This window comes from Burkholderia sp. Bp8998 (genome assembly GCF_003854235.1).
In the GTDB taxonomy this organism is placed as follows: domain Bacteria; phylum Pseudomonadota; class Gammaproteobacteria; order Burkholderiales; family Burkholderiaceae; genus Burkholderia.
Window position 1 is genome coordinate 1 of sequence record NZ_QTQF01000036.1, and the last position, 25,717, is coordinate 25,717.

Below are 25,717 nucleotides of genomic sequence, written 5' to 3' on the forward strand. Positions count from 1 at the left end.
ACGACATCGAGATCTACACCGACGACTCGCGCTCGGAAGTGCTGCTCACGTGGCGCAACCTGCGCCAGCAGAGCGTGCGTCCGGTGGTCGACGGCGTGATGCGCCCGAACCGCTCGCTCGCCGACTTCATCGCGCCGAAGGAATCGGGCGTCGCCGACTACATCGGGATGTTCGCGGTGACGGCCGGCCTGGGCGTCGACGTGAAGGAAAAGCAGTTCGAAGCCGATCACGACGACTACAGCGCAATCATGCTGAAGGCGCTCGCGGACCGCTTCGCGGAAGCGTTCGCCGAAGCGATGCACGCGCGCGTGCGCCGCGAGCTGTGGGGCTACGCGAGCGGCGAGACGCTCGACAACGAGGCGCTGATCGCCGAAAAGTACGCCGGCATCCGCCCGGCGCCCGGCTACCCGGCCTGCCCCGACCACCTCGTGAAGCGCGACATGTTCGCCGCGCTGCAGGCGGAGGAAATCGGGATGAGCGTGACCGATTCGCTGGCGATGCTGCCGGCGGCGAGCGTGTCGGGTTTCTACCTCGCGCATCCGGACAGCCGGTATTTCTCGGTCGGGAAAATCGGGCAGGATCAACTCGAGGACTACGCGCGGCGGATGGCGCTGCCGCTCGACGACGCGCGCCGCGCGCTCGCGCCGCAGCTCTGAGCCGCGCACGACCGGGGCGGCTCGCCGCCCTTTTGGTCAGACAAAATGAAAAAGCCCGCATCGCGCGGGCTTTTTCATTTGCCTTTGCAGCCTTGCGATCTGCGTCAGGCGGGCAACGAAGCTCAGAAGCCCCAGTGCACGTCGGCCTGGCCGGCCTTCGCTTCGCGCAGCATCGTGAGGAACGGTGCGACGCGCTGCGCCAGGCTCGGCGGCACTTCGTGGTGCGCGTGGTCGGCTTCGTCCTCGTGGAAATGGCCGGCGTGCTCGGCGCGCTCCTGCTTCGCCTGCGCAACCGCACCTTCCAGCTTCGCGATCGCGTGGTCCAGTTCGTCGTGCGTAATGACGCCGCGCTCGCCCAGCTGCTTGCCGACGAGGCCCAGCACGTACACGGCGAAATCCTTCAGCACGTCGAGATCCTGTGCCGCCTTGCTCTTGAACGTAATCATGACAATTCCCTTTTCATCTTGTTGTGCCTGCGCGGCGTGGTTGGGGGGACGCCGGCAGACCGGCGTCCGGCCTCGCGGACGCGGGGCGCCTGAGCGGCATATTAGCACCTGTTAAAATTCTGCGATCCCTGAAACGCGCGCTTAAAAGCGCGCCGGCCGGCCGGCGTTTCCGGCCGCCACCAACGAAGCCTTCTACCAGCATGCTGCCAGCTCACAAACAGACCCTCGAAGCCCTGCTCGCGGATAGCGTCACGCAGGTCGCACACGCGCTGAAAGGCGCCGACGCGGCGTTCGTCGCCCCGGCCATCACGCTGGAGCGCCCGAAGGTCGCCGCCCATGGCGACGTCGCGTGCAACGTCGCGATGCAGCTCGCCAAGCCGCTCGGCACGAACCCGCGCCAGCTCGCCGAACAGATCGTCACCGCCCTCACGGCCCAGCCGGCCGCGCAAGGGCTCGTCGACGCGGCCGAGATCGCCGGCCCCGGCTTCATCAACCTGCGCCTGACGGCCGCCGCGAAGCAGGCGGTGATCGCCGCCGTGTTCGACCAGGGCCACGCGTTCGGCACGTCGGATCGCGAAAAAGGCAAGCAAGTGTTGCTCGAATTCGTGTCGGCCAACCCGACCGGCCCGCTGCACGTCGGCCACGGCCGCCAGGCGGCGCTCGGCGACGTGCTCGCCAACGTGATCGCGAGCCAGGGCTACGCGGTGCACCGCGAGTTCTACTACAACGACGCCGGCGTGCAGATCGGCAACCTGGCGATCTCGACGCAGGCGCGCGCGCGCGGCCTGAAGCCGGGCGACGCGGGCTGGCCGGAAGCCGCGTACAACGGCGAATACATCGCCGACATCGCGCGCGACTACCTGAACCGCGAGACGGTCGCCGCGAAGGACGGCGAGCCGGTGACCGGCGCGGGCGACATCGAGGATCTCGACGCGATCCGCAAGTTCGCGGTCGCGTACCTGCGTCACGAGCAGGACATGGACCTGCAGGCGTTCGGCGTGAAATTCGACCAGTACTACCTCGAGTCGTCGCTGTACAGCGAAGGCCGGGTCGAGCAGACGGTCGACGCGCTGATCAAGGCCGGCATGACCTACGAGCAGGACGGCGCACTGTGGCTGCGCACGACCGACGAAGGCGACGACAAGGATCGCGTGATGCGCAAGTCGGACGGCACGTACACGTACTTCGTGCCGGACGTCGCGTACCACGTGACCAAATGGCAGCGCGGCTTCACGAAGGTGATCAACATCCAGGGCTCCGACCACCACGGCACGATCGCGCGGGTGCGCGCGGGCCTGCAGGGCCTGCACGTCGGCATCCCGAAGGGCTATCCCGACTACGTGTTGCACAAGATGGTCACCGTGATGCGCGACGGCCAGGAAGTGAAGCTGTCGAAGCGCGCGGGCAGCTACGTGACGGTGCGCGACCTGATCGAATGGTCGGGCGGCGCAACGCCGGGCCAGGAAGCCGCACCCGACCTGATCGACGAGGCAACCATCACGCGCGGCCGCGACGCGGTGCGTTTCTTCCTGATCTCCCGCAAGGCCGACACCGAATTCGTGTTCGACATCGACCTCGCGCTGAAACAGAACGACGAGAACCCGGTCTATTACGTCCAGTACGCGCATGCGCGGATCTGCTCGGTGCTCAACGAACTGAAGTCGCGCTACAACGTCGAGGCCGCGCAGCTGCCGGGCGCCGACCTGTCGCAGCTGACGAGCCCGCAAGCCGTGTCGCTGATGCAGAAGCTCGCCGAGTATCCGGACATGCTCACGCATGCGGCGAACGAACTGGCGCCGCACGCGGTCGCGTTCTACCTGCGCGATCTCGCTGGTGAATTCCACTCGTTCTACAATGCGGAGCGCGTGCTGGTCGACGACGAAGCGCCGCGCAACGCGCGCGCCGCGCTCCTCGCCGCGACCCGGCAGGTGCTCGAGAATGGTCTGGCGGTACTCGGCGTGTCCGCGCCCGCCAAGATGTAAGCGGCCCGGACCGGGCAGCGAATGGCCGCGGCAGGAGCGCCCGCCGCGGCCTTTTCACGATTCTTTTTGCAGGTGACTCAAGCAATGGCACAACCACGCCGAACTTCGAAGCAATCGAAACAAGCCGGAGGGACATTTCTTGGAATCGTGCTGGGCCTGATCGTCGGCCTCGCGATCGCGGTGGTGGTGGCGCTCTACATCACGCGTTCGCCGTCGCCGTTCGTGTCGAAGGTCGCGCCACCGCCGGCCGACAACGGCGCGAGCCAGCCGCAGCAGTTCGACCCGAACCGCGCGCTGCAGGGCAAGACGCCCGGCCAGCCGGTGCCGCAGGCCGCGCAGCCCGCGCCGCCCAACACCGCGCCCGGCCAGGCCGCGAACCAGACCCAGGGCGGCCTGCTGCCCGAACCGCAGATCGTCGAAGTGCCGCCGTCGGGCAACACGTACGGCTCCGGCAACGCCAGCGGCTCGGGCAACACCACCGCGTCGAACAACACGTCGTCGGGCAACGGCGTCGCCGTCGCGCCGAAGCCGGCCGACAACCCGCCGCCGCCGAAGAAGACGCAACAGGCGCAGCAACAGCAACAGCAAGGCGGCGAGGACGACCTCGCGCGCTTCGCCGCGCAGAAGCAGGCGCAGCAGGCCGCCGCGCAGAAACAGCAGCAGCAGCTGGCCGCGAACACGCCGAAGCCGGCGCCGTCCGCGACGTCCGCCGCGGCAGCGAAGCCGCCGACCGCGAGCGACGCGAACACCGGCTACTTCCTGCAGGTCGGCGCGTACAAGACGGAAAGCGACGCCGAGCAGCAGCGCGCGCGCCTGGGCTTCCAGGGCTTCGAGTCGAAGGTGTCGAAGCGCGATGTCAGCGGCGTGACCTATTTCCGCGTGCGCGTCGGCCCCTTCTCGAAATTCGAGGATATGAACTCGGCCCGTCAGCGCCTGTCCGATGCAGGTGTCGACACGGCGGTGATCCGTTTCACGAAGCAGTAAGGAACCGGCCGCGCCCACGCAGAACCCGTTACGTTTCGTAACCCGAGCAACTGATTCGACGTCTACAACATGAAAAAACTGCTTAGCACGCTCCTTCTGTCCCTGGGCCTGGCCGCTGCCGCCTTCGCCCAGGCTTCGCCCGCCGCACCGGTGTCCGGCAAGGACTTCGAGGTGATGAAGTCGCCGCAGCCGGTGTCCGCGCCGGCCGGCAAGGTCGAGGTCATCGAGTTCTTCTGGTACGGCTGCCCGCACTGCTACGAATTCGAGCCGACCGTCGAGGCCTGGGTGAAGAAGCAGGGCAACAACATCGACTTCAAGCGCGTGCCGGTCGCGTTCCGCGACGATTTCGTCCCGCACTCGAAGCTGTTCTACGCGGTGTCGGCGCTCGGCATCTCGGAGAAGGTCACGCCGGCAATCTTCAACGCGATCCACAAGCAGAAGAACTACCTGCTGACGCCGCAGGCGCAGGCCGACTTCCTGGCGACGCAAGGCGTCGACAAGAAGCAGTTCATGGACGCGTACAACTCGTTCAGCGTGCAGGGCCAGGTGAAGCAGTCGGCCGAGCTGCTGAAGAACTACGCGATCGACGGCGTGCCGACGATCGTCGTCCAGGGCAAGTACAAGACGGGCCCGGCTTATACGAACAGCATCCCGGGCACCGCTCAAGTGCTCGACTACCTCGTGAAGCAGGTTCAGGACAAGAAGCTCTGATCCCCGTCCGCGCGCCGGCATGACTACTCCGTTGAAGGTCTTCATCACCGGCGCGTCGAGCGGCCTCGGCCTCGCGATGGCCGAGGAATACGCTCGCCAGGGCGCCACGCTCGCGCTCGTCGCGCGCCGCACCGATGCCCTCGATGCGTTCGCGCGACGCTTCCCCAAGCTGTCCATCTCCGTCCATTCCGCCGACGTGCGCGACGCCGATGCGCTGGCCACCGCCGCCGCGTCGTTCATCGCCGCGCACGGCTGCCCCGACGTCGTGATCGCGAACGCGGGCATCAGCCAGGGTGCGGTCACGGGCCAGGGCGATCTGGCCACGTTCCGCAACGTGATGGACATCAACTACTACGGGATGGTCGCGACGTTCGAGCCGTTCGTCGGCCCGATGACGGCCGCGCGCCACGGCACGCTGGTCGGTGTCGCGAGCGTCGCCGGCGTGCGCGGCCTGCCCGGCTCCGGCGCGTACAGCGCGTCCAAATCGGCCGCGATCAAGTATCTCGAGGCGCTGCGCGTCGAGCTGCGCCCGGCCGGTGTCGGCGTCGTGACGATCGCGCCCGGCTACATCCGCACGCCGATGACCGCGCACAATCCGTACCGGATGCCGTTCCTGATGGACGCCGACCGCTTCGCGGCCCGCGCCGCGCGCGCGATCGCGCGGCAGCACGCGTTCCGCGTGATTCCGTGGCAGATGGGCATCGTCGCGAAGGTGCTGCACGTGCTGCCGCGCTGGCTCTACGACCGCCTGTTCGAGAAGGCGCCGCGCAAGCCGAAGGCCGGCGCGCACTGAGGGCATCGGGTTGTCCGGCGCACCGTTCGCGCCGGGCCGGGCCGGGCCGATGCGGCGTCGGCGTCGCGGTCCCCGCCAACACCGCTCGCGTGGCCTCCTCCCTCCGGCCGTACCACGCGTCGGCCGACGATGCCGCGATCCCGTCGATCCGTCGATCCCGCTGATCCCGCTGATCCCGCTGATTTGCCGGTTCCCCGCCGCCTTCGCGGCAGCCCGTCGTTCGCCGCCGCACGGATCCCGCCTCCCTGCCGCCGTGCCGCTCCAGCACGCATTCCGTCGCGAACGCAGCCGTTTTTCGGTCAATTCACCGCGTTCCGGCGCCTTTTTTCACGCGTCGCGCGCTTTGACGGTATGCTATCCGCCAGCCGCGCCGGCCCCGCCTGTTACCGGGCCGCGCCCGCATTCCGATACCCAGCAAAAATCACAAGCCACGTGGGAGAACCCATGCACGTCAAGCTGTTCGCCGCGGCCGTCGTCGTCGCCGCCGTCGCCGCCCCCGGCCTCGCCGCCGCCAAGCCGCTCACCGTCTGCACGGAATCGAGCCCGGACGGCTTCGACGTCGTGCAATACAACTCGCTCGTCACGACCAACGCATCGGCCGACGTGATCTTCAATACGCTCGTGTCGTACGACGAAGCCGCGAAGAAGGTCGTGCCCGCGCTCGCCGACAAATGGGAGGCAAGCGCCGACGGCCTCACGTACACGTTCCACCTGCGCCCGAACGTCGCGTTCCAGACCACCGACACCTTCAAGCCGGGCCGCCCGCTGAACGCGGACGACGTCGCGTTCACGTTCTCGCGAATGCTCGACGATGCAAACCCGTGGCACAAGGTGGCCGGCGCGAGCGGCTTCCCGCACGCGCAGTCGATGGGCCTCGTGAAGCTCGTGAAGTCGGTCACGAAGGTCGACGACAACACAGTGAAGTTCGTGCTGAACGAGCCGAACGCGACGTTCGTGCCGATCCTGACGATGGGTTTCGCGTCGATCTACTCGGCCGAATACGCGGACCAGCTGCTGAAGGCCGGCAAGCAGGCCGACCTGAACGCGAAGCCGATCGGCACCGGCCCGTTCGTGCTGAAAAGCTACACGAAGGACGCGCTGATCCGCTACGACGTGAACCCGACCTACTGGGGCGCGAAGCCGAAGGTCGACCGGCTGATCTACGCGATCACGCCCGACGCATCGGTGCGCATGCAGAAGGTGAAGGCCGGCGAATGCCAGATCGCGCTGTCGCCGAAGCCGCAGGACGTGCTCGCCGCGAAGGGCGAAAGCGCGCTGAAGGTCGTGCAGACGCCCGCGTTCATGACCGCGTTCGTCGCGCTGAACACGCAGAAGAAGCCGCTCGACAACGACAAGGTGCGCGAGGCGCTGAACCTCGCGTTCGATCGCGCGACCTACCTGAAGGTCGTGTTCGACAACACGGCGACGGCCGCGAACAACCCGTATCCGCCGAACACGTGGAGCTACGCGAAGGACGTCGCGCCGTATGCGTACGATCCCGCGAAGGCGAAGCAGCTGCTCGCGTCGGCCGGGTTCCCGAACGGCTTCTCGACGACGATCTGGACGCGCCCGACGGGCAGCGTGCTGAACCCGAACCCGAAGGCCGGCGCGGAACTGCTGCAGGCCGACCTCGCGAAGATCGGCGTGAAGGCCGAGGTGAAGGTGATCGAATGGGGCGAACTGATCAAGCAGGCAAAGCTCGGCCAGCATGACATGCTGTTCATGGGCTGGGCCGGCGACAACGGCGATCCGGACAACTACCTGTCGCCGCTGTTCAGCTGCAACGCGGTGAAGTCGGGCATCAACTTCGCACGCTTCTGCGACGCACAGCTCGACAAGCTGATCACCGACGGCAAGTCGACCGCCGACCAGGGCAAGCGCACGAAGCTGTACGAATCGGCGCAGAAGATCATCCACGACCAGGCGCTGTGGATTCCGCTCGGCTACCCGACCGCGGCCGCGCTCACGCGCGCGAACGTGAGCGGCTATCGCGTCAGCCCGTTCGGCCGCCAGAACTTCGCGGCGGTCGCCGTGCAGTAATCGCGCGTGGCGGGCAAGCGACGGCGCACCGGCCCGTCGCTTGCGGCCCGCGCGCCGCGCTTGCTACACTGCGCGCTCATTCCTCATACCGGACGCCAGCCGAAGTGAACAACTAAGCCTTCCCAAAAATGTTTTCGCCGCCGTGCCACGCACGCCGCGCGAAGGGTTTCACACATTTTCGGAGGTGCTTATGGCTGCTGCCTCGCCGACCGGCGCGCTCGTCGCGCTTCATCACGTTTCCTTCCGCTTCGACGACGGCGTCACGCTGTTCGATTCGCTCGACCTGTCCATCGATCGCACGCCGACGGGCATCGTCGGCCGCAACGGCGCCGGCAAGAGCCTGCTCGCGCAACTGATCGCGGGCCGGCGCGCGCCGAGCGCGGGCACGATCGACCGGCACACGCCGGTCGTCTACGTCGCGCAGCAGCACGACGACGCGCCGGCCGGCACGCGCACCGTCGCGGAAATCGCCGCGCTCGATACGCCGCTCGCGGCCCTGGCGCGCCTCGCGGACGGCTGCGCGCACGCGCACGACTTCGACCTGATCGGCGATCGCTGGGATCTCGCCGAGCGGCTGCGCGCGGCGCTCGACGCAGCCGGCCTGCACGACGTGCGCGCCGACACGCCGGCGCACGCGCTGAGCGGTGGCCAGCTCGCGCGCGTCGCGCTGATCGGCGCGTTGCTGTCGGAGGCCGGGCTGCTGGTGCTCGACGAACCGACCAACCACCTCGATGCGCCGGGCCGGGCGTGGCTGCGCGCGGCGCTCGACGGCTGGCGCGGCGGCGTGGTCGTCGTCAGCCATGACCGCGCGTTGCTCGCGCACGTGCAGCGCATCGTCGAACTGACGCCGCACGGCGTGCGCGCGTATGGCGGCAACTACGCGCTGTACCGCGCGCAGCGCGATGCCGAGCACGATGCCGCGCAGGCCGCGCTCGAGCATGCGCGCACCGAGCGCGGACGCGTGCGGCGTCGGCTCGAACAGGAACACGACACGATCCAGCGCCATGCGGCCGGCTCGCTGCGCGATGCGAAGACGGCCAACCTGTCGTCGATGGCACGCCAGAGCCGCAAGGGGGCCGCGCGCGGCATCATGGGGACGGTCCGCCGTCACCAGAGTGAATCCAACGCAACGCTCGACGCTCGGGTGCAGGAAGCGGCCGCACGCGTCGAAACCGACGCGCCGGTGCTCGTGTCGCTGCCGGGCACCGAGGTCAGCGCGCGCCGCCAGCTGTTCACGCTCGAGCACGCGCAAATGCCGTGGCATGCCGCCGGGCGCACGGACGCAATCACGTGGTCGGCCAGCGGCCCCGTGCGGATCGCGCTGACGGGCCCGAACGGCTGCGGAAAATCGACGCTGCTGCGCATGCTCGCCGGCGAACTCGCGCCGCGCGCCGGTGCGTGCACGACGCACGTGAGCGCCGCCTATCTCGACCAGCGCCTCGCGCTGCTCGACCCCGATCGTTCGATCGTCGAGCAGTTGGGATTCCTCGGTACGCCACTTGCCGAAGGTGAACTGCGCAGCCGGCTCGCGCTGCTGCAGCTCGATGCTGCGCGCGCGACGCAGCCGGTGCGCCGCCTGAGCGGCGGCGAGCGGCTGAAGGCCGCGCTCGCATGTGCGTTGTGGCGCGGCACGCCCGCGCAGCTGCTGCTGCTCGACGAGCCGACCAATCACCTCGATCTCGAATCGGTGCGCGCGATCGAAGCCGCGCTGGCCGGCTTCCCCGGCGCGATCGTGGTCGCGTCGCACGACGCCGCGTTTCTCGCGGCGCTCGCACCGACCCACACGATGCAATGGCAGCGCGACGGGTGGCGTTACGAACCCATCGCGTGAGTGAAGGTCACGGTCGCTCGCTCGTCCGCGTGCCGCCCGAATCGACGAACAGCCGCGTGAAGAGTCGCTCGGATTCCCGCAAGCCTTCATCGGTCAGGATGACTGCTTTCGCCTTGTTGATCGGATTGCCGATCAACCCGCGCTCATGCAGTCGATTCAGCGTATCCCAATCGAAACTCTTCCACGCGCGATTTCCGTCGTGCAACGTCAGATAAAGGAGCGCGAGCACGGCGTCGTCGACGGCCGGTAGATCGATATCCATTTCCATCTCCTCCCGTCGCAGCGGCCGGGCTACGCGTCCAGCTTCGCGAGCAGCTTGATGAAGTTGCGCTTCGCGCGGTATGTCTTGCGAATCTCTTCGAGTTCCACGTCGAATGCCGCGTGCTGACGATGCGCGGCTCGAAGCGCGCGAATATCACGCACGACGTTGAATGCCTCATCGTACCGCGCGTTGCCCGCGCCGTGGTCGAGCGCGAACGGCAGATACCGGCGATAGAGCGCGATCGCGTCCTCCGGATGCGTCTTCGCGCGCGCCGCCGCCAGCGTGGGCCAGACGCCCGCCTCGATCGGTCCGCCGAGAAACGCATCCCACGCTGCGGCGTCGTTCTTCTCCGCGAGCAGCAGCTTCACGAGCTCCGTGCGCGGCGACGGTTCCCAACGCCGAGCAGCCGCGCCAGGCTGCGCCGGCGCTTCCCGCTTGCGCGCAAGAGCCAGCAGATGCCCGATCGCCCGCTCTCTGACGGCATCGTCTCGCTTCGTCGCCTTCGCGACCTTCATCAACGCACGGAATGCTTCCGCCGTCGGATGGTATGCAAAGCGCCGCCACGCAAGTTCGTCCGCCCGATCGTAATCGCGCCGGCGCACATGCTCGTCGATACAGAAGCCCAACAGACGGTTGTCGTGCCGATCGCTCATGTCACGCATCCCGCGCTCGGCCCACGCCAAACCTTCGTCGAAGCGCCCATGCTCCGCGCACAGTTCCGCGATCTGCGCGTACCGGTACGATGCCGACAGATCCTTCGACCAGATGCGAATCAGCGCGTCGACGTCGCCGTCGTGTTTCGCGAGCGCCTCCATCGCATGCTCGAGATTGTGACGCAGCACATCATGCGCGTACTTGTCGCGCTCGTTCAGTGGTCGCGCGGGCAGCACGGCCCAACTTTCCTCGACGCGCTCCCGATAGCGGCCCAATCCCGCGTCGCCCAGCACCTCCGCGTAGGCCGGCAGGACATCGCGGAACGTGTCCCACTGGCCGGCGGCTTGCAGGCGAAACAGTCGGTCCGCCAGCTTCACCGGATCCGGCCGTGTCTGGATGCATGCATCGAGATGCAGAGCGGCCAATTCACCGATTCCGGGTGCAACGCTACCGTCCGAGTCGTCGATCTGCTCGAGACTCGCTTCGGCGTCGGCAATCGCGAGTTCGGCCAGTTCGACGACCTGCGCGGCGTGGGGACCGGCCAGCCGCCGCCGCAGCGTGTCGGCAAGCTCGAACAGCTGTTCTCCGAACACGTGCGCTTCGTCCCAGCCGAGCGGCCGCGACACGCGGGCCATTTGCCGGACGGCGGCGCGCAGGTTCGTGATGTCGTCGGCCCGCGCCGCGCGTGCATCGAACAGCAGCCTGTCGCGCAACGATCGGTCGCGCTCGGCTGCGTCCAGCAGCCAGCGGCGCAACGCGTGTTCGTCGAGCGTCTCCAGATGGTCGCGAATCAGCTCCGCGTGCGTCTTGCGCTTGCGCCGCGACCGCACCGGCTCGTTTTCTTCGTCGTGAAAAACCTCCTCGCCGCTGTTCTCCAGCCACGACAGCGCGACCGCCACCGCATGCTTGCAGAACGCGCCATCGTCGCCGACCGGGCAATTGCATGCATAGTGCAGCGTGTCGTCGCTGCCGATTGCGAATTCGACGTGATAGCGATACGTGCCTCGCACGGTCGCCGACAGTTCGCGGTCACGCTCGGTCAGCCGCGAAACCGCGCCGTCGCGATAATACGTGCGACCGCGCTCGAAGGATTTTGGGTCGGCCAGTGTGCGGACGGCCGCAAGCGTGATGAGGTCGGCGAAGCTGACGTTGCGTGGCATGGATCGTGGAGCGTATGGCGATTGAAACGGAAGCGACGGCGACGGTGCGGCGCGCCCACCGCGATGGGCACGATCACGCGCGCGCGTAGCGAATCACGCCGTCGTCGCCCTGCTCGCGCACGAGTTCGCCCGCGAGCCACAGCAGGTTCAGATGGGCGATCGCCTCGCCGAGCGCGAACGTCATCTGGTGGATGTCGAGCTCGCGGCGGCGGAACATGATCGGCACGATGTCGGCCGCGCTCGCCGGCTTCTCCGCGCAGGCGACGCGCACTTCGTCGAGCCGCGCGTCGTGGTGCGCGCGCAGTTGCGCGATGCGCGTGCGCACGCCGCGGAACGGCTTGCCGTGCGACGGCAGCACGAGCGTGTCGGGCGCCATCGTCTCGTAGCGGCCGAGCGATTCCAGGTACAGCGCGAGCGGGTTCGCCTCCGGTTCGAGATCGAACACGGACACGTTGGTCGAGATGCGCGGCAGCACCATGTCGCCGGAAATCAGCACGCCGTCCGCTTCGCTGTGGAGCGCGCAATGTTCAGGCGAATGGCCGTAGCCGGTGACGACGCGCCAGGTGCGCGCGCCGATCGTCACCGCGTCGCCTTCGCGCAGGCGCCGGTAGCGCGGCGGCACGGCCGGCACCAGATCCGAGTAGTAGCTGCGGCGGTTGCGCAGCTTGTCGAGCGCGGCCGGATCGGTCAGCCCGTGGCGCGCGAAGTGATCGGCCGCGGCCGCGCCGCCGGCGTTCGAACCGTTGCCTGCCGCCATCAGGCAGCCGAACATGTACTCGCCGAGCGTCATCCACAGCCGCACGTTCCAGCGGCCCTGGTCGCCGCCTTCGCACAGCCAGTTCGCAAGGCCGAAGTGATCGGGGTGGCAGTGCGTGACGAGCACGCGCAGCACCGGCAACCCGTCGAGATGCGTATCGAAGATCTGTTCCCAGTGCGTACGGATCGCGTCCGACGAGATCCCGCAGTCGACGATCGTCCAGCCGGCCTGTCCGTCGATCTCGTCGCGCAGCAGCCAGAGATTGATGTGATCGAGCGAAAACGGCAGCGGCATGCGCAGCCAGCGCACGCCGGGCGCGACCTCGAACGTGTCGCCCGCGGCGGGCAGCGTGTCGGCGAAGGGATAGTCGAGTTGGTGTTCCAGTGCGTTCATCGGTGGGGTGTCTCGTCGTTATCGGGAAGAATGCGGGTGCGAATGCGGGTACGAATGCGAGTGCAAGCGCGCGCGGGCGGCAGGCCGCGGCGGGCATCGCGTCGATTCTATCGCCGTCGCGCGAAACGCGTGCCCGGCGGCCGCCGGCCGGTCAAAAAAAGTTCGTGCCAGAATCGGTTCCGTACCCGTATCTTTACGCGAAGATGCACGGAACGGTGTGCAACGGCGAACAACCCGCGCATTGACGGCGCTTGGCGCCGGACCCCGAAAGTCATTGAAACGCCGACTTGGGCGCTAAAATGGCGAGTGCTTACAGTCCCTCTCGAACGAGCCTGCACGCGATGAATCACTTCCCCAAACTGCTGTCGTCGCAGATCGGTTTCGACGTCGCGCAGACGATGCTCGAATACTTCGACCGCCACTACCGGATCTTCCGGGAAGCGGCCGTCGAGGCGAAGACGCTGTACGAGCGCGCCGACTGGCACGGCCTGCAGCGGCTGGCGCGCGAGCGGATCACGTCGTACGACGATCGCGTTCAGGAATGCGTCGAGGTGCTGGAAGACGAATACGACGCGGAAAACATCGACGACGAAGTGTGGCAGCAGATCAAGCTGCACTACATCGGGCTGCTCACGTCGCACCGCCAGCCCGAGTGCGCGGAAACGTTCTTCAATTCGGTGTGCTGCAAGATCCTGCACCGCTCGTATTTCAGCAACGATTTCATCTTCGTGCGGCCCGCGATCTCGACCGAATACCTCGAGAACGACGAGCCGGCCGCGAAGCCGACCTATCGCGCGTACTACCCGGGCACCGACGGGCTCGCGGCCACGCTCGAGCGCATCGTCACGAACTTCCAGCTCGAGCCGCCGTTCGAGGACCTCACGCGCGACATCGGCTGCGTGATGCAGGCGATCTTCGACGAATTCGGCCAGTTCGACGCGGCGCCGAATTTCCAGATCCACGTGCTGTCGTCGCTGTTCTTCCGCAACAAGAGCGCGTACATCGTCGGCCGCATCATCAACGCCGATCGCGTGCTGCCGTTCGCGGTGCCGATCCGCCACGTGCGCCCGGGCCTGCTCGCGCTCGACACCGTGCTGCTGCGCCGCGACCTGCTGCAGATCATCTTCAGCTTCTCGCACTCGTATTTCCTCGTCGACATGGGCGTGCCGTCCGCGTACGTGGACTTTCTCTGCACGATCATGCCGGGCAAGCCGAAGGCGGAGATCTACACGTCGGTCGGCCTGCAGAAGCAGGGCAAGAACCTGTTCTACCGCGACCTGCTGCACCATCTGTCGCATTCGAGCGACCGCTTCATCATCGCGCCCGGGATCAAGGGCCTCGTGATGCTCGTGTTCACGCTGCCGTCGTTCCCGTACGTGTTCAAGATCATCAAGGATCAGTTCCCGCCGCCGAAGGAAACGACACGCGCGCAGATCATGGAGAAGTACCAGCTCGTGAAGCGCCACGATCGTCTCGGGCGGATGGCCGACACGCTCGAGTATTCGAGCGTCGCGCTGCCGCTGTCGCGGCTCGACCATGCGCTCGTGCGCGAGCTGGAGAAGGAAGTGCCGTCGCTGCTCGAATACGAGGACGGCAACCTCGTGATCAAGCACCTGTACATCGAGCGCCGGATGACGCCGCTCAACCTGTACCTGCAGAACGGCACCGACGCGGACGTCGAGCATGGCGTGAAGGAGTACGGCAACGCGGTGAAGGAATTGATGAAGGCCAACATCTTCCCGGGCGACATGCTGTACAAGAACTTCGGCGTCACGCGCCACGGCCGCGTCGTGTTCTACGACTACGACGAGATCGAGTACCTGACCGACTGCAACGTGCGGCGCGTGCCGCCGCCACGCAACGAGGAAGACGAACTGTCGGGCGAACCGTGGTATACCGTCGGCCCGCACGACATCTTTCCGGAAACCTACGGACCGTTCCTGCTCGGCGACCCCCGCGTGCGGACGGTCTTCATGAAGCATCACGCGGACTTTTTCGAGCCCGCGCTGTGGCAGGCCAGCAAGGACAAGCTGCTGCAGGGCGAATTGCCCGATTTTTACCCGTACGACGTGTCGCTGCGCTTCAGCGTGCGCTACCCGGCGCGCTTCGACGCGACGCCGGACGCCGGCGACGGCAACGGCGCGGGCGACGCGCAGCGCGCCGCCTGACGCACGACCGAATCCGATCGAATCGAACCCGTTATCGACCCGCTTTCCGCCAACGGAATCCACACCGATGAATACCCAAGACAATCCGCTTTCACACCTGTTCGACAACAACGACGCCTGGGTCAAGCGCCAGCTCGCCGACGATCCGGATTTCTTCGCGCGTCTCGCCGACCAGCAGGCGCCGGAATATCTGTGGATCGGCTGCTCGGATTCGCGCGTGCCCGCGAACCAGATCATCGGCCTGCCGCCGGGCGAAGTGTTCGTGCACCGTAACATCGCGAACGTCGTCGTCCACAGCGACCTGAACTGCCTGTCGGTGATCCAGTTCGCGGTCGACATCCTGCGCGTGAAGCACATCATGGTTGTCGGCCACTACGGCTGCTCTGGCGTGAACGCGGCGCTGCACAACCGCCGCGTCGGCCTCGCCGACAACTGGCTGCACCACGTGCAGGACGTGCGCGAACGCCATGCGGCGCTGCTCGACGAATGGCCGGTCGGCGAAGCGCGCTATCGCCGCCTGATCGAGCTGAACTCGATCGAGCAGGTCGTCAACGTGTGCCGCACGACGATCGTCAACGACGCGTGGGCGCGCGGCCAGTCGCTCACCGTGCACGGGCTCGTGTATGGCGTGCACGACGGGCGGATGCGCAACCTCGGGATGGCCGTGTCGCGCTTCGACGCGCTGGATGCAACCTACAAGCGCTGCGTCGCGGCGCTCACCGCGCGCGGCCAGCACGCGCCCGACAACGACATGGTCGCGGCGGATGCCGCGCGGCTCGACGGCGTCGCGCAGGCGATCGCCGACACGCTGAAGCCGTGCGGCGACGCGAAGTAACCGACGCACACGCCCATGCGAGCGCGGCACGCAAGCACCCCGCCGCGCTTCATCCGGCTGAACGCGCATCATGAGCCGGGCCGCTCCGCCGGCATCCCGTCACCCGACGGGCGCGCCGCGCGCACGCGGCAGCCGGAGCAACGGCGGTGACGCGGCCGCGACGGCCGTCGAACTGATCTGACACCGACACTGCCGCGAAGGCGGTGCAACGCAAAGGAGCGGCGAACATGAAAACCGTACTGATCGTCGGCGCATCGCGCGGCCTGGGGCGCGAATTCGTCCGGCAATACCGGCGCGACGGCTGGAACGTGATCGCGACCGCGCGCGACGACGCGTCGCTCGCCGCGCTGCGCGAACTCGGCGCGCACGCACATGCGCTCGACATCGCGCAGCCCGAACAGATCGCGGCGCTCGGCTGGAAGCTCGACGGCGAACGGCTCGACGCCGCGGTGCTCGTGTCGGGCGTGTACGGACCGCGCACCGAAGGGGTCGAAACGATCGACGCCGCGGATTTCGACGCGGTGATGCATACGAACGTGCGCGGGCCGATGCAGCTGTTGCCGATCCTGCTGCCGCTCGTCGAGGACGCGCGCGGCGTGCTGGCGGTCGTGTCGAGCCGGATGGGCAGCATCGCGGAAGCCACCGGCACGACCGGCTGGCTGTACCGCGCGAGCAAGGCCGCGCTGAACGACGTGCTGCGCATCGCGTCCCTGCAGACGCGCCACGCCGCGTGCATCTCGCTCCATCCCGGCTGGGTGCGCACCGACATGGGCGGCGCGCAGGCCGCGATCGACCCGGAAACCAGCGTGACCGGCATGCGTCGCGTGATCGCCGAAGCCGGCGCGGACGTGTCGCAGGCCAACGGCCGTTTCTTCCAGTACGACGGCGTCGAGCTCAGTTGGTGAGCCGGCATCACAACCCGGCGTCGTTAATTCACGATTCGCATGATTTTGAACCGACCTGACGCGTGCCCGTGCGGCGGCGCGGCCCCCGCACCTGCCGGCAAAGCCCCGGCGCCACGCTATGCGGCCTGCTGCGGCCGCTTCATCGACGGCGGCGAAGCCGCACCGACCGCGCTCGAATTGATGCGTTCACGGTACAGCGCGTACGTGCTCGGCGCGACCGACTACCTGCGCGCGACCTGGGACGCGCGCACCTGCCCGGCCGATCTCGATGCGGACCCGAATGCGCCCGACGCGCCGCGCTGGCTCGGCCTCGCGGTCAAACGCCATGCGCCGCTCGACGAACGGCACGCGGAGGTCGAATTCGTGGCCCGCTACAAGGTCGGCGGGCGCGCATACCGGCTCCACGAGACGAGTCGTTTCACACGCGACGAGCAGGGTTTCTGGCGCTATGTCGACGGCGAAGTAAGTGAACGCTGACAAATAGTTGCTGTGTCAGACGCCGGGTAATTCCCGCATTGCACAACCTGAATTTGTCGGGCTACGATGGCCGTCAGATTGGTCATGTTGCATGGCAGGGCTTACGAATGGCGTTCAGCAAGGTATTGGTGGGATGGATGGCGGCCTGCGCGCTGTCGGCCGCTCAGGCCGGTACGCCGCCGAGCGCGAATGCCGGCTCGGCCACGGCCAGCGGCTCGCTCGCCCATGCCGAGCGCTTCGATTACGGCGATTCGGGCCTCCCGCAGGTCGCCGCGAACCTCAACGAACAAATCATCAGCATTCCGGCCGATGCGCCGGGCGCCGTGATGCTCGAGGCCACGCTGTTCAAGCCGAACGGCCCTGGCCCGTTCCCGCTCGTCGTCTTCAACCACGGCAAGAACACCGGCGATCTCCATCAGCAGCCGCGCAGCCGGCCGCTCGCGTTCGCGCGTGAATTCGTGCGCCGCGGCTATGCGGTGATCGCGCCGAACCGCCAGGGCTTCGCCGGGTCGGGCGGCACGTACCAGCAGGAAGGCTGCAACGTCGGCAAGAACGGCCTCACGCAGGCCGCCGACGTCGACGCGACGGTCCGCTACATGTCGCGTCAGTCGTACATCGATGCGTCGCGCGTCGTCGTCGCGGGCACGTCGCACGGCGGCCTCGTGTCGGTTGCGTACGGCACCGAAGCGGCGCCCGGCGTGCGCGGCATCATCAACTTCTCCGGCGGGCTGCGCCAGGACCTCTGCGACGGCTGGCAGCGCAATCTCGTCGATGCGTTCGACCAGTACGGCGCGCATACGGCCGTGCGATCGCTGTGGCTGTATGGCGACAACGATTCCGTGTGGACGCCCGCGCTCGTCGCGCAGATGCACGACGCGTACGTGTCGCACGGCACGCAGGCGCAATTCATCGATTTCGGCCGCTACAAGGACGACGCGCACCGGCTGATCGTCGATCGCGACGGCGTGCCCGTGTGGTGGCCGGCCGTGCATGCGTTCCTCGCGGAACTGAACCTGCCGACCTCGGTGCGCTATGCGGTCGCCAACCCGCACGAACCGAATGCGACCGGCTATGCATCGATCGATGCGGTCGAGGCGGTGCCGTTCCTCGACGAAGCCGGCCGCGAAGGCTATCGCCGCTTCCTGAGCCAGCATCCGAGCCGCGCATTCGCGGTGTCCGCCGAAGGCGCGTGGTCGTGGGCCGAAGGCGGCGACGATCCGATGGCGCTCGCGCTCGACAACTGCGCGAAGCAGGGTGCGGGCGCATGCCGGCTGTATGCGGTCAACGATCGCGTCGTGTGGAATGCGAACGCGACGCAGACGGCCGGCAACGGCGACGCCGACACGCGCGCGCTGGCTTCGCGCTGACGCGCGGGTCGCGACGCACGTCAGGGGCGCGTTCTTCCCGCGTCCCTTTCCCCTCCTCCGGTTTCGTGAACGCTCGCGCGGTCCGCAGCGGCGGTCGCACGTCCGCTCTCGCGCTCATGTGATCCATCGGGGCGTACCCCGCCCCCGACGCCCTCCGCTGTCCTTTTTTTTCCGGCCCTTTTCCTGGCCCGGCCGCGCGTGACTCCACCCATCAGCCTGATTCCACCCATCATTCACCCGCCGCTGCGCGCATTGCGTCGCGCCCCCTTTCGCCTCCCGCCCCCGATTTTTCACCCTCGCGCATCTGCCTGCCCGACGATTTTTTCTGTCGGGGGGTGTCACTCGACCGTCGTCATCTGCGGTCATTTCGAGGCAATTGGCGCGTACCGCCCCGAGCACCCCGGATCTGCGCCGAACTCCCGTCCGGCAAGGCTTTGCGGTGTTTGTAACCGGTAGTGCAACGTGCGGCGGAACACGCTAATCTCAGCGCGTTTTCCGTCTGTCGCCGCGCGGCATCCCGTTCGATGCCAGCCGCCGTTTTACCCCCCGGAGTTGCCTTGAGTACGCCAGCCACCGACGACTGGGTCGCGCGCAGCCTGCGCGCGGTCTGGCATCCCTGCACCCAGATGAAGCACCACGAGCGCCTGCCGCTCATCCCCGTCGCGCGCGGCGCGGGCCTGTGGCTGTACGACCGCGACGGCCGCCGCTACTTCGACGCGATCAGCTCGTGGTGGGTGAACCTGTTCGGCCATGCGAACCCGGACATCAACGCGGCGCTGAAGGACCAGCTCGACACGCTCGAGCACGCGATGCTCGCCGGCTGCACGCACGAGCCGGCGATCGAGCTCGCCGAGCGGCTGCACGCGCTCACCGCGCGCACGCTCGGCCATGCGTTCTTCGCGTCGGACGGCGCGTCGGCGGTCGAGATCGCGCTGAAGATGAGCTTCCATGCGTGGCGCAACCGCGGCCGCGCGGACAAGCGCGAATTCGTGTGCGTCGCGAACAGCTATCACGGCGAGACCATCGGCGCGCTCGGCGTGACCGACGTCGCGCTGTTCAAGGATGCGTACGACCCGCTGATCCGCAACGCGCACGTGGTCGCGTCGCCCGACGCGCGCGGCGCGCTGCCGGGCGAGACGGCCGCCGACGTCGCGGGCCGCGCGCTCGACGACGTGCGGCACCTGTTCGCCGAACGCGCCGACCGGATCGCCGCGCTGATCGTCGAGCCGCTCGTGCAATGCGCGGCCGGCATGGCGATGCACGATCCGTCGTACGTACGCGGGCTGCGCGCGCTGTGCGACGAATTCGGCGTGCACCTGATCGCCGACGAGATCGCGGTCGGCTGCGGCCGCACCGGCACTTTCTTCGCGTGCGAGCAGGCCGGCGTCTGGCCCGATTTCCTGTGCCTGTCGAAGGGCATCAGCGGCGGCTACCTGCCGCTGTCGCTCGTGCTCACGCGCGACGACGTGTTCGCGGCGTTCTACGACGACGACACGACGCGCGGCTTCCTGCATTCGCATTCGTACACCGGCAACCCGCTCGCGTGCCGCGCGGCGGTCGCGACGCTCGACCTGTTCGCGCGCGACGACGTGCTCGCGAGCAATGCGCGCAAGTCGGCCGCGCTGCGCGCCGCGCTCGCGCCGCTCGACGCGCACCCGCAGGTGCGCCACCTGCGCGAGCGCGGCACGCTGTTCGCCTTCGACGTCGCACTCGACGGCGACCCGGCGCGCGGCTTCTCGCGGCGCTTCTTCGAACGCGCGCTCGAACGCGAACTGCTGCTGCGCCCGATCGGCACGACCGTGTACCTGATGCCGCCGTACGTGATGAGCGACGACGACATCGCGTGGCTCGCGCAACGCACGCGCGACACGCTCGATGCGACGCTCGCGGAGGCAGCGTGATGAAACAAGCTTCGCGGGAAACCGTCACGCCGCTGCTCGACACGCTGCAGCGCGGCCTCGCCGAACTCGATGCGCAGGGCCTGCGCCGCGTGCGCCGCACCGCCGACACGGCGTGCGACGCGCACATGCGCGTCGACGGCCGCGACATCGTCGGCTTCGCGAGCAACGACTACCTCGGCCTCGCCGCGCATCCGGCGCTCGTCGCCGCGTTCGCGGAAGGCGCGCAGCGCTACGGCTCCGGCAGCGGCGGCTCGCATCTGCTCGGCGGCCATTCGCGTGCGCACGCGACGCTCGAGAACGAACTCGCCGGCTTCGCGGGCGGCTTCTCCGACGCGCCCCGCGCGCTGTATTTCAGCACCGGCTACATGGCGAACCTCGCCGCGATGACGGCGCTGACGGCCAAGGACGCAACGATCTTCTCCGACGCGCTGAACCACGCGTCGCTGATCGACGGGATCCGGCTGTCGCGCGCGACCGTGCAGGTCTATCCGCATGCGGACATGGACGCGCTCGCCGCGCTGCTCGACGCGTCGCAGGCCGAAACGAAACTGATCGTCAGCGACACCGTGTTCAGCATGGACGGCGACATCGCGCCGCTCGCCGAACTCGTCGCGCTGGCCGAACGCCACGGCGCGTGGCTCGTCGTCGACGACGCGCACGGCTTCGGCGTGCTCGGCCCGCAGGGCCGCGGCGCGCTCGCGGCCGCCGCGCTGCGCTCGCCGAACCTCGTGTACGTCGGCACGCTCGGCAAGGCCGCCGGCGTCGCGGGCGCGTTCGTCATCGCGCACGAGACCGTGATCGAATGGATGATCCAGCGCGCGCGCAGCTACATCTTCACGACGGCGGCACCGCCGGCGGTCGCGCATGCGGTATCGGCGAGCCTGAAGGTGATCGCCGGCGACGAAGGCGACGCGCGACGCGCGCACCTCGCCGCGCTGATCGAGCGCACGCGCGCGCTGCTGCGCATGACGCGCTGGCAGCCGGTCGATTCGCACACGGCCGTGCAGCCGCTCGTGATCGGCAGCAACGACGCGACGCTCGCGGCGATGCGCGCGCTCGACGCGCACGGCCTGTGGGTGCCCGCGATCCGGCCGCCGACGGTGCCCGCCGGCACGTCGCGGCTGCGCATCTCGCTGTCGGCCGCGCATTCGTTCGACGATCTCGCGCGGCTCGAAACCGCGCTGATCGAAGCCAGCGAGGCAGCAGCATGACCGCACCACTCTCTCTTTTCGTCACCGGCACCGACACCGAGATCGGCAAGACCTTCGTGTCGGCCGCGATGCTGCACGGCTTCGCGCGGCACGGCCTGCGCGCGGCCGCGCTGAAGCCCGTCGCCGCCGGCGCGTATGAGCGCGACGGGGTCTGGCGCAACGAGGACGCCGACCAGCTCGACGCGGCCGCGAACGTCGTGCTGCCGCCCGAGCTGCGCACGCCGTTCCTGCTGAAGGCGCCGGCCGCCCCGCACATCGTCGCCGCGCAGGAAGGCGTGACGCTCGACCTCGACACGATCGTCGCGAGCCACCGCGAAGCGCTGACGCGCGCGGACGTCGTCGTCGTCGAAGGCGTCGGCGGCTTCCGCGTGCCGCTGAACGACACGCAGGACACGGCCGATCTCGCGGTCGCGCTCGGCCTGCCCGTCGTGCTCGTCGTCGGCGTGCGGCTCGGCTGCATCAGCCACGCGCTGCTGACGGCGGACGCGATTCGCCAGCGCGGCCTCACGCTCGCCGGCTGGGTCGCGAACCACGTCGACCCGGCCATGTCGTACGCCGACGAGAACGTCGCGACGATCCGCGACTGGCTCGCGCGCGAGCATCGCGCGCCGCTCCTCGGCCGCATCGCGCACCTGCGCCCGGCCGCCCCCGAATCCGCCGCGGCGATGCTCGACATCGCCGCGCTCGTCGACACGCTGCGCCACGCGCGGCATTGACGCCCCGATCCCCGCATTCACGACAGGAAAACCACCATGACCCAAGCCCAGACCGCCGCCGTGCAACCCGACGCGATCCCCGTGGCCGCTCCGGCGCCGCAGCGCTGGCGCGTCGCCGACGTCGTCGCGCTGTTCGAGCTGCCGTTCAACGACCTGATGTTCCGCGCGCAGCAAGTGCATCGCGAGCACTTCGACGCGAACGCGGTGCAGCTGTCGACGCTGCTGTCGATCAAGACGGGCGGCTGCGAGGAAGATTGCGGCTACTGCTCGCAGTCGTCGCACCACGAAACGGGCCTGAAGGCCGAGAAGCTGATGGACGTGGACACGGTGCTCGACGCCGCGCGTGCGGCCAAGGCGAACGGCGCGAGCCGCTTCTGCATGGGCGCCGCATGGCGCAACCCGAAGGAGCGCCACATGCCGGCGCTGACCGAGATGGTGCGCGGCGTGAAGGAACTGGGCCTCGAGACCTGCATGACGCTCGGCATGCTCGAGGACGAGCAGGCGCAGCAGCTCGCCGACGCGGGCCTCGACTACTACAACCACAACCTCGACACGTCGCCGGAGTTCTACGGCCAGGTGATCTCGACGCGCACGTACCAGGATCGTCTCGACACGCTCGACCGCGTGCGCGACGCGGGCATCAACGTGTGCTGCGGCGGCATCATCGGGATGGGCGAATCGCGCCGTGAACGTGCGGGCCTGATCTCGCAGCTCGCGAACCTGAACCCGTATCCGGAGTCGGTGCCGATCAACAACCTCGTCGCGATCGAAGGCACGCCGCTCGAAGGCACCGCGCCGCTCGACCCGTTCGAGTTCGTGCGCACGATCGCGGTCGCGCGCATCACGATGCCGAAGGCCGTCGTGCGCCTGTCGGCCGGCCGCGAGCAGCTCGACGACGCGATGCAGGCGATGTGCTTCCTCGCGGGCGCGAACTCGATGTTCTACGGCGACCAGCTGCTGACGACGAGCAACCCGCAGACGCAACGCGACCGCGCGCTGTTCGAGCGCCTCGGTATCCGCGCGAGCCAGGCCGACGCGCTGGCGGAGAACGCGTAAGCGACGACGTCGCGCACCGCGTGCAGATGACAAAGCCGGGGCATGCCCCGGCTTTTTTTCACCCGATCGCCGGCGCGCGGCTGCGGCGTGCGCGTCACACGTGCGCCGCCGCGCCGTCGAGCGCCGCGCGCACGCGCTCGACGCGCTGTTCGTCGACGGGTGCCAGCACCTCGCCGCGCGGCCGCACGCCCGAGCCGAAATGCACCGCGCGCACGCCGGTGGCACGGACGAAATCGCCGACCGCGTCGATCGTGAGGCCCGAGCCGGCCAGCACCGTGCAGGTCGAGCCTGCCGCCTGCCGGACCAGCCGCGTGATCGTCGCGACCGCGTCGAGCACCGACGGATGGCCGCCCGAGGTCAGCACCGACGTGACGGCCGGCACGCGCAGCAGCGCGTCGAACGCGGCGTTGAGGTCGCGCGACACGTCGAATGCGCGATGGAACGTCAGGTCGCGGCCGTCCGCGGCGGCCGCGATGCGGGCAAGCGCATCGAGATCGACGTCGCCGCGCGCATCGAGCGCGCCGAACACGGCGCCGTTCGCGCCGGCCGCGACGGCGGCGCGCACGTCGCGTTCGATCACGCGCAGGTCGTCGGCATCGTAGACGAACGCGCGGCTGTGCGGCCGCACGATCACGTTGACGGGGATCGCCACGGCGGCCACGACTGCCTCGATCAGGCCGACGCTCGGCGTGAGGCCGCCTTCGCTGATCGCGGTGACGAGTTCGAGCCGGTCGGCGCCCGCGCGGGCGGCGGCCTTCGCGTCGCCGACGGTGGTGGCGATCACTTCGAGGAGGACGGAGGAAGCGGCGGTTCGGTTCATCGGCGGCTCGCGAATCGTCTGGACAATTCGCGCATCCTAGCCGAGCAGCGCGAACGGCGCCAGCGCGACGCCGGTGCTATGCGCCGCCGGCTTCTTCGTCGGTCCAGTCGATATCGCCGCACAGCACGTGCTGCGCATCGCCGATCCGCACCGCCACCGACAGCGTCACGCACGGCTGCGCCTCGTTGATCGACAGGTACGGGCGCGTCACCTGCACGCGTCCGGGCTCCGCGATCGCCGTGCGGAAATACGGCCGGCGCAGCCAGTTCGCGCCCTGCGCATCCGACAGCGGCGAGAAGCGCGCCTCGGCGAGCGCGCGGTCGGCGCGCAGCACGACGTTGCGGCCCGCCTGGCGGCCCCGCGCGTCGAGCAGGAAGCAGCGCGCCGCGTCGTCGAGCGCGAGGAAGTTCCAGCACACCTCGTCGAGCGGCTCGCCGGCCGCCACCCGCTCGGCCGCGCGCTCGAACGCACGCAGGTACGGCGCGAGCCGCTGCGCGTCGCGCCGCTCGCGCGCTTCGGTCTGCTGACGGAACCGCTCGGTCAGCTCGCCGATGCAGCCGGTCGCCGTCGCACTGTCGGGGAGCCCGGGCGCCGGGCGGCCGAAGAAATAGCCCTGCACGAAATCGGCCTCGCACGACAGCGCGATCTGCGCGTCGTGCTCGGTCTCGATCCCCTCGACGAGCACGAGCTTGCCGGCCTCGTGCAGCAGCGTGACGAGCCCGTGCAGGATCGCGGTGAGCCCCGTGCGGTGCGCCGCGTGGGACAGCATGATCCGGTCGAGCTTCACGATGTCCGGGTTCAGCTGCCAGATCCGCTCGAGGTTCGAGTGACCGGCGCCGAAATCGTCGAGCGCGATCAGGAAACCCTGCGCGCGGAATTCGCGCACGGCGTCGGCGAGCCGCTCGATGTCTTCCGCGCGCTGTTCGAGCACTTCGAGCACGACGCGGCGCGGCGGCATGCCGATCCGCTTCAGGTTCGCGAGCAGCGCGGCAGCCTGGAACGGGTCGGTCAGCACGCCCGGATGCACGTTGAGGAACAGCCACTCGCGCTCGGCGCCGAGCAGCGTGAAGTTCTCGAGATGCAGCGCCTGCGCGAGCCGGTCGAGCTGCAACAGCTCGCCCTGGCGCGCGGCCTCGCCGAACACGTCGAGCGGCGACACCGCGCGGTCGAGCGCGTCATGCGCGCGCAACAGCGCCTCGTAGCCTACCGCACGCTGGTGCGACAGGCTGAAGATCGGCTGGAACACGGTCGTCAGCGTCAGGTCGCGATGCTGCGTCGCCAGGCGTTCGAGGCCGGAACTCATCTCCCGCTCGAAACGATACGGCGATGCGGTGGCCGGACGTTCCTGCTGCACGATCGTCATGGCGCCCTCCTGGTGATGCAGCCGAACGCGGCGGGTGAACGGGACGGCGCACGCAATGTCATGGTTGGAATCCTCGGTTGTCCGGCCGGTGCCGGACGGTACGCAAGCATCAAGCAATCTCCGTGCAAGGGCTGAACACGCGCGCCGCGCCTGCGTGCGGCGCCGCCGCACCAGCATGGCGCAGGCCGGACGCACCGTTTGCGTGCATGCGCACCGGCGCACGCGAGCG

At 68.6% G+C, this 25,717-nt stretch carries 22 protein-coding genes; 16 read left to right on the plus strand and 6 right to left on the minus strand.

Annotated elements, in window-relative coordinates; genetic code table 11:
- The coding region (locus DIE06_RS28705) for a vitamin B12 dependent-methionine synthase activation domain-containing protein (protein ID WP_311767646.1) at positions 1–656 on the plus strand (656 nt) is incomplete at its 5' end.
- A gap of 122 nt (positions 657–778) precedes the next feature.
- Here DIE06_RS28705 and DIE06_RS28710 read toward each other — a convergent pair.
- Positions 779–1,102, minus strand: a complete 324-nt coding sequence (locus tag DIE06_RS28710; RefSeq protein ID WP_006489103.1) for a DUF1840 domain-containing protein — start codon at positions 1,100–1,102, stop codon at positions 779–781.
- Positions 1,103–1,302: 200 nt separating this feature from the next.
- Between DIE06_RS28710 and argS the strand changes: the two genes are divergently transcribed.
- From argS to DIE06_RS28740, 6 genes are all read left to right on the plus strand, one after another.
- On the plus strand, positions 1,303–3,084 hold the full coding sequence (argS, locus tag DIE06_RS28715) for an arginine--tRNA ligase (protein WP_124664303.1): 1,782 nt from the start codon (positions 1,303–1,305) through the stop codon (positions 3,082–3,084).
- 84 nt (positions 3,085–3,168) lie between these two features.
- A complete protein-coding gene (locus DIE06_RS28720; protein ID WP_124664304.1) occupies positions 3,169–4,068 on the plus strand; it encodes an SPOR domain-containing protein in 900 nt (299 codons plus the stop codon).
- 69 nt (positions 4,069–4,137) lie between these two features.
- Complete coding sequence (locus tag DIE06_RS28725; protein ID WP_124664305.1) at positions 4,138–4,779, plus strand: thiol:disulfide interchange protein DsbA/DsbL; 642 nt, start codon at positions 4,138–4,140, stop codon at positions 4,777–4,779.
- A gap of 19 nt (positions 4,780–4,798) precedes the next feature.
- Positions 4,799–5,572, plus strand: coding sequence for an SDR family oxidoreductase (locus DIE06_RS28730; protein WP_124664306.1), 774 nt, complete (start codon positions 4,799–4,801; stop codon positions 5,570–5,572).
- Positions 5,573–6,016: 444 nt separating this feature from the next.
- Positions 6,017–7,612 carry an ABC transporter substrate-binding protein gene (locus DIE06_RS28735; RefSeq protein WP_124664307.1) on the plus strand — a complete coding sequence of 532 codons (1,596 nt, stop codon included), beginning with the start codon at positions 6,017–6,019 and terminating at the stop codon, positions 7,610–7,612.
- Positions 7,613–7,802: 190 nt separating this feature from the next.
- Positions 7,803–9,443: an ABC-F family ATP-binding cassette domain-containing protein gene (locus DIE06_RS28740; protein WP_124664308.1), complete on the plus strand. Its 1,641-nt coding sequence runs from the start codon at positions 7,803–7,805 to the stop codon at positions 9,441–9,443.
- Positions 9,444–9,450: 7 nt separating this feature from the next.
- On the opposite strand, the gene DIE06_RS28745 is transcribed toward DIE06_RS28740, so the two are convergent.
- From DIE06_RS28745 to DIE06_RS28755, 3 genes are all read right to left on the minus strand, one after another.
- Positions 9,451–9,705: a DUF6429 family protein gene (locus tag DIE06_RS28745; RefSeq protein WP_185733498.1), complete on the minus strand. Its 255-nt coding sequence runs from the start codon at positions 9,703–9,705 to the stop codon at positions 9,451–9,453.
- Positions 9,706–9,734: 29 nt separating this feature from the next.
- Positions 9,735–11,519: an SWIM zinc finger domain-containing protein gene (locus DIE06_RS28750; RefSeq protein ID WP_124664310.1), complete on the minus strand. Its 1,785-nt coding sequence runs from the start codon at positions 11,517–11,519 to the stop codon at positions 9,735–9,737.
- A 73-nt stretch (positions 11,520–11,592) separates the two neighbouring features.
- The gene (locus tag DIE06_RS28755; RefSeq protein ID WP_124664311.1) at positions 11,593–12,669 is read right to left on the minus strand and encodes an MBL fold metallo-hydrolase; all 1,077 of its coding nucleotides are present in this window, start codon (positions 12,667–12,669) and stop codon (positions 11,593–11,595) included.
- A 341-nt stretch (positions 12,670–13,010) separates the two neighbouring features.
- Here DIE06_RS28755 and aceK point away from each other — a divergent pair, with 341 nt between their 5' ends.
- From aceK to bioB, 9 genes are all read left to right on the plus strand, one after another.
- The gene (gene aceK, locus DIE06_RS28765; RefSeq protein ID WP_124664312.1) at positions 13,011–14,837 is read left to right on the plus strand and encodes a bifunctional isocitrate dehydrogenase kinase/phosphatase; all 1,827 of its coding nucleotides are present in this window, start codon (positions 13,011–13,013) and stop codon (positions 14,835–14,837) included.
- Between the two features lie 67 nt (positions 14,838–14,904).
- Positions 14,905–15,672: a carbonate dehydratase gene (gene can / locus DIE06_RS28770; RefSeq protein WP_124664313.1), complete on the plus strand. Its 768-nt coding sequence runs from the start codon at positions 14,905–14,907 to the stop codon at positions 15,670–15,672.
- Positions 15,673–15,899: 227 nt separating this feature from the next.
- Positions 15,900–16,577, plus strand: coding sequence for an SDR family oxidoreductase (locus DIE06_RS28775; RefSeq protein WP_124664314.1), 678 nt, complete (start codon positions 15,900–15,902; stop codon positions 16,575–16,577).
- 39 nt (positions 16,578–16,616) lie between these two features.
- The gene (locus tag DIE06_RS28780; RefSeq protein WP_124664315.1) at positions 16,617–17,054 is read left to right on the plus strand and encodes a YchJ family protein; all 438 of its coding nucleotides are present in this window, start codon (positions 16,617–16,619) and stop codon (positions 17,052–17,054) included.
- A 107-nt stretch (positions 17,055–17,161) separates the two neighbouring features.
- Positions 17,162–18,421: a dienelactone hydrolase family protein gene (locus tag DIE06_RS28785; protein WP_124664316.1), complete on the plus strand. Its 1,260-nt coding sequence runs from the start codon at positions 17,162–17,164 to the stop codon at positions 18,419–18,421.
- Positions 18,422–18,978: 557 nt separating this feature from the next.
- On the plus strand, positions 18,979–20,322 hold the full coding sequence (gene bioA / locus DIE06_RS28790; protein WP_124664317.1) for an adenosylmethionine--8-amino-7-oxononanoate transaminase: 1,344 nt from the start codon (positions 18,979–18,981) through the stop codon (positions 20,320–20,322).
- The gene (gene bioF / locus DIE06_RS28795; RefSeq protein WP_124664318.1) at positions 20,322–21,533 is read left to right on the plus strand and encodes an 8-amino-7-oxononanoate synthase; all 1,212 of its coding nucleotides are present in this window, start codon (positions 20,322–20,324) and stop codon (positions 21,531–21,533) included. The genes bioA and bioF overlap by 1 nt, the downstream gene beginning before the upstream one ends.
- Entirely contained in the window at positions 21,530–22,249 is a 720-nt protein-coding gene (gene bioD, locus DIE06_RS28800; protein ID WP_124664319.1) for a dethiobiotin synthase, read from the plus strand. Before bioF ends, bioD begins: the two co-directional genes overlap by 4 nt.
- Positions 22,250–22,285: 36 nt before the next feature.
- Positions 22,286–23,305, plus strand: coding sequence for a biotin synthase BioB (gene bioB, locus DIE06_RS28805; RefSeq protein ID WP_124496556.1), 1,020 nt, complete (start codon positions 22,286–22,288; stop codon positions 23,303–23,305).
- A 94-nt stretch (positions 23,306–23,399) separates the two neighbouring features.
- Here the strand turns inward: bioB and DIE06_RS28810 are convergent, their stop codons facing one another.
- A complete protein-coding gene (locus DIE06_RS28810; RefSeq protein ID WP_124664320.1) occupies positions 23,400–24,125 on the minus strand; it encodes a copper homeostasis protein CutC in 726 nt (241 codons plus the stop codon).
- A 76-nt stretch (positions 24,126–24,201) separates the two neighbouring features.
- A complete protein-coding gene (locus tag DIE06_RS28815; protein ID WP_124664321.1) occupies positions 24,202–25,488 on the minus strand; it encodes an EAL domain-containing protein in 1,287 nt (428 codons plus the stop codon).
- Between the last annotated feature and the right edge of the window lie 229 nt (positions 25,489–25,717).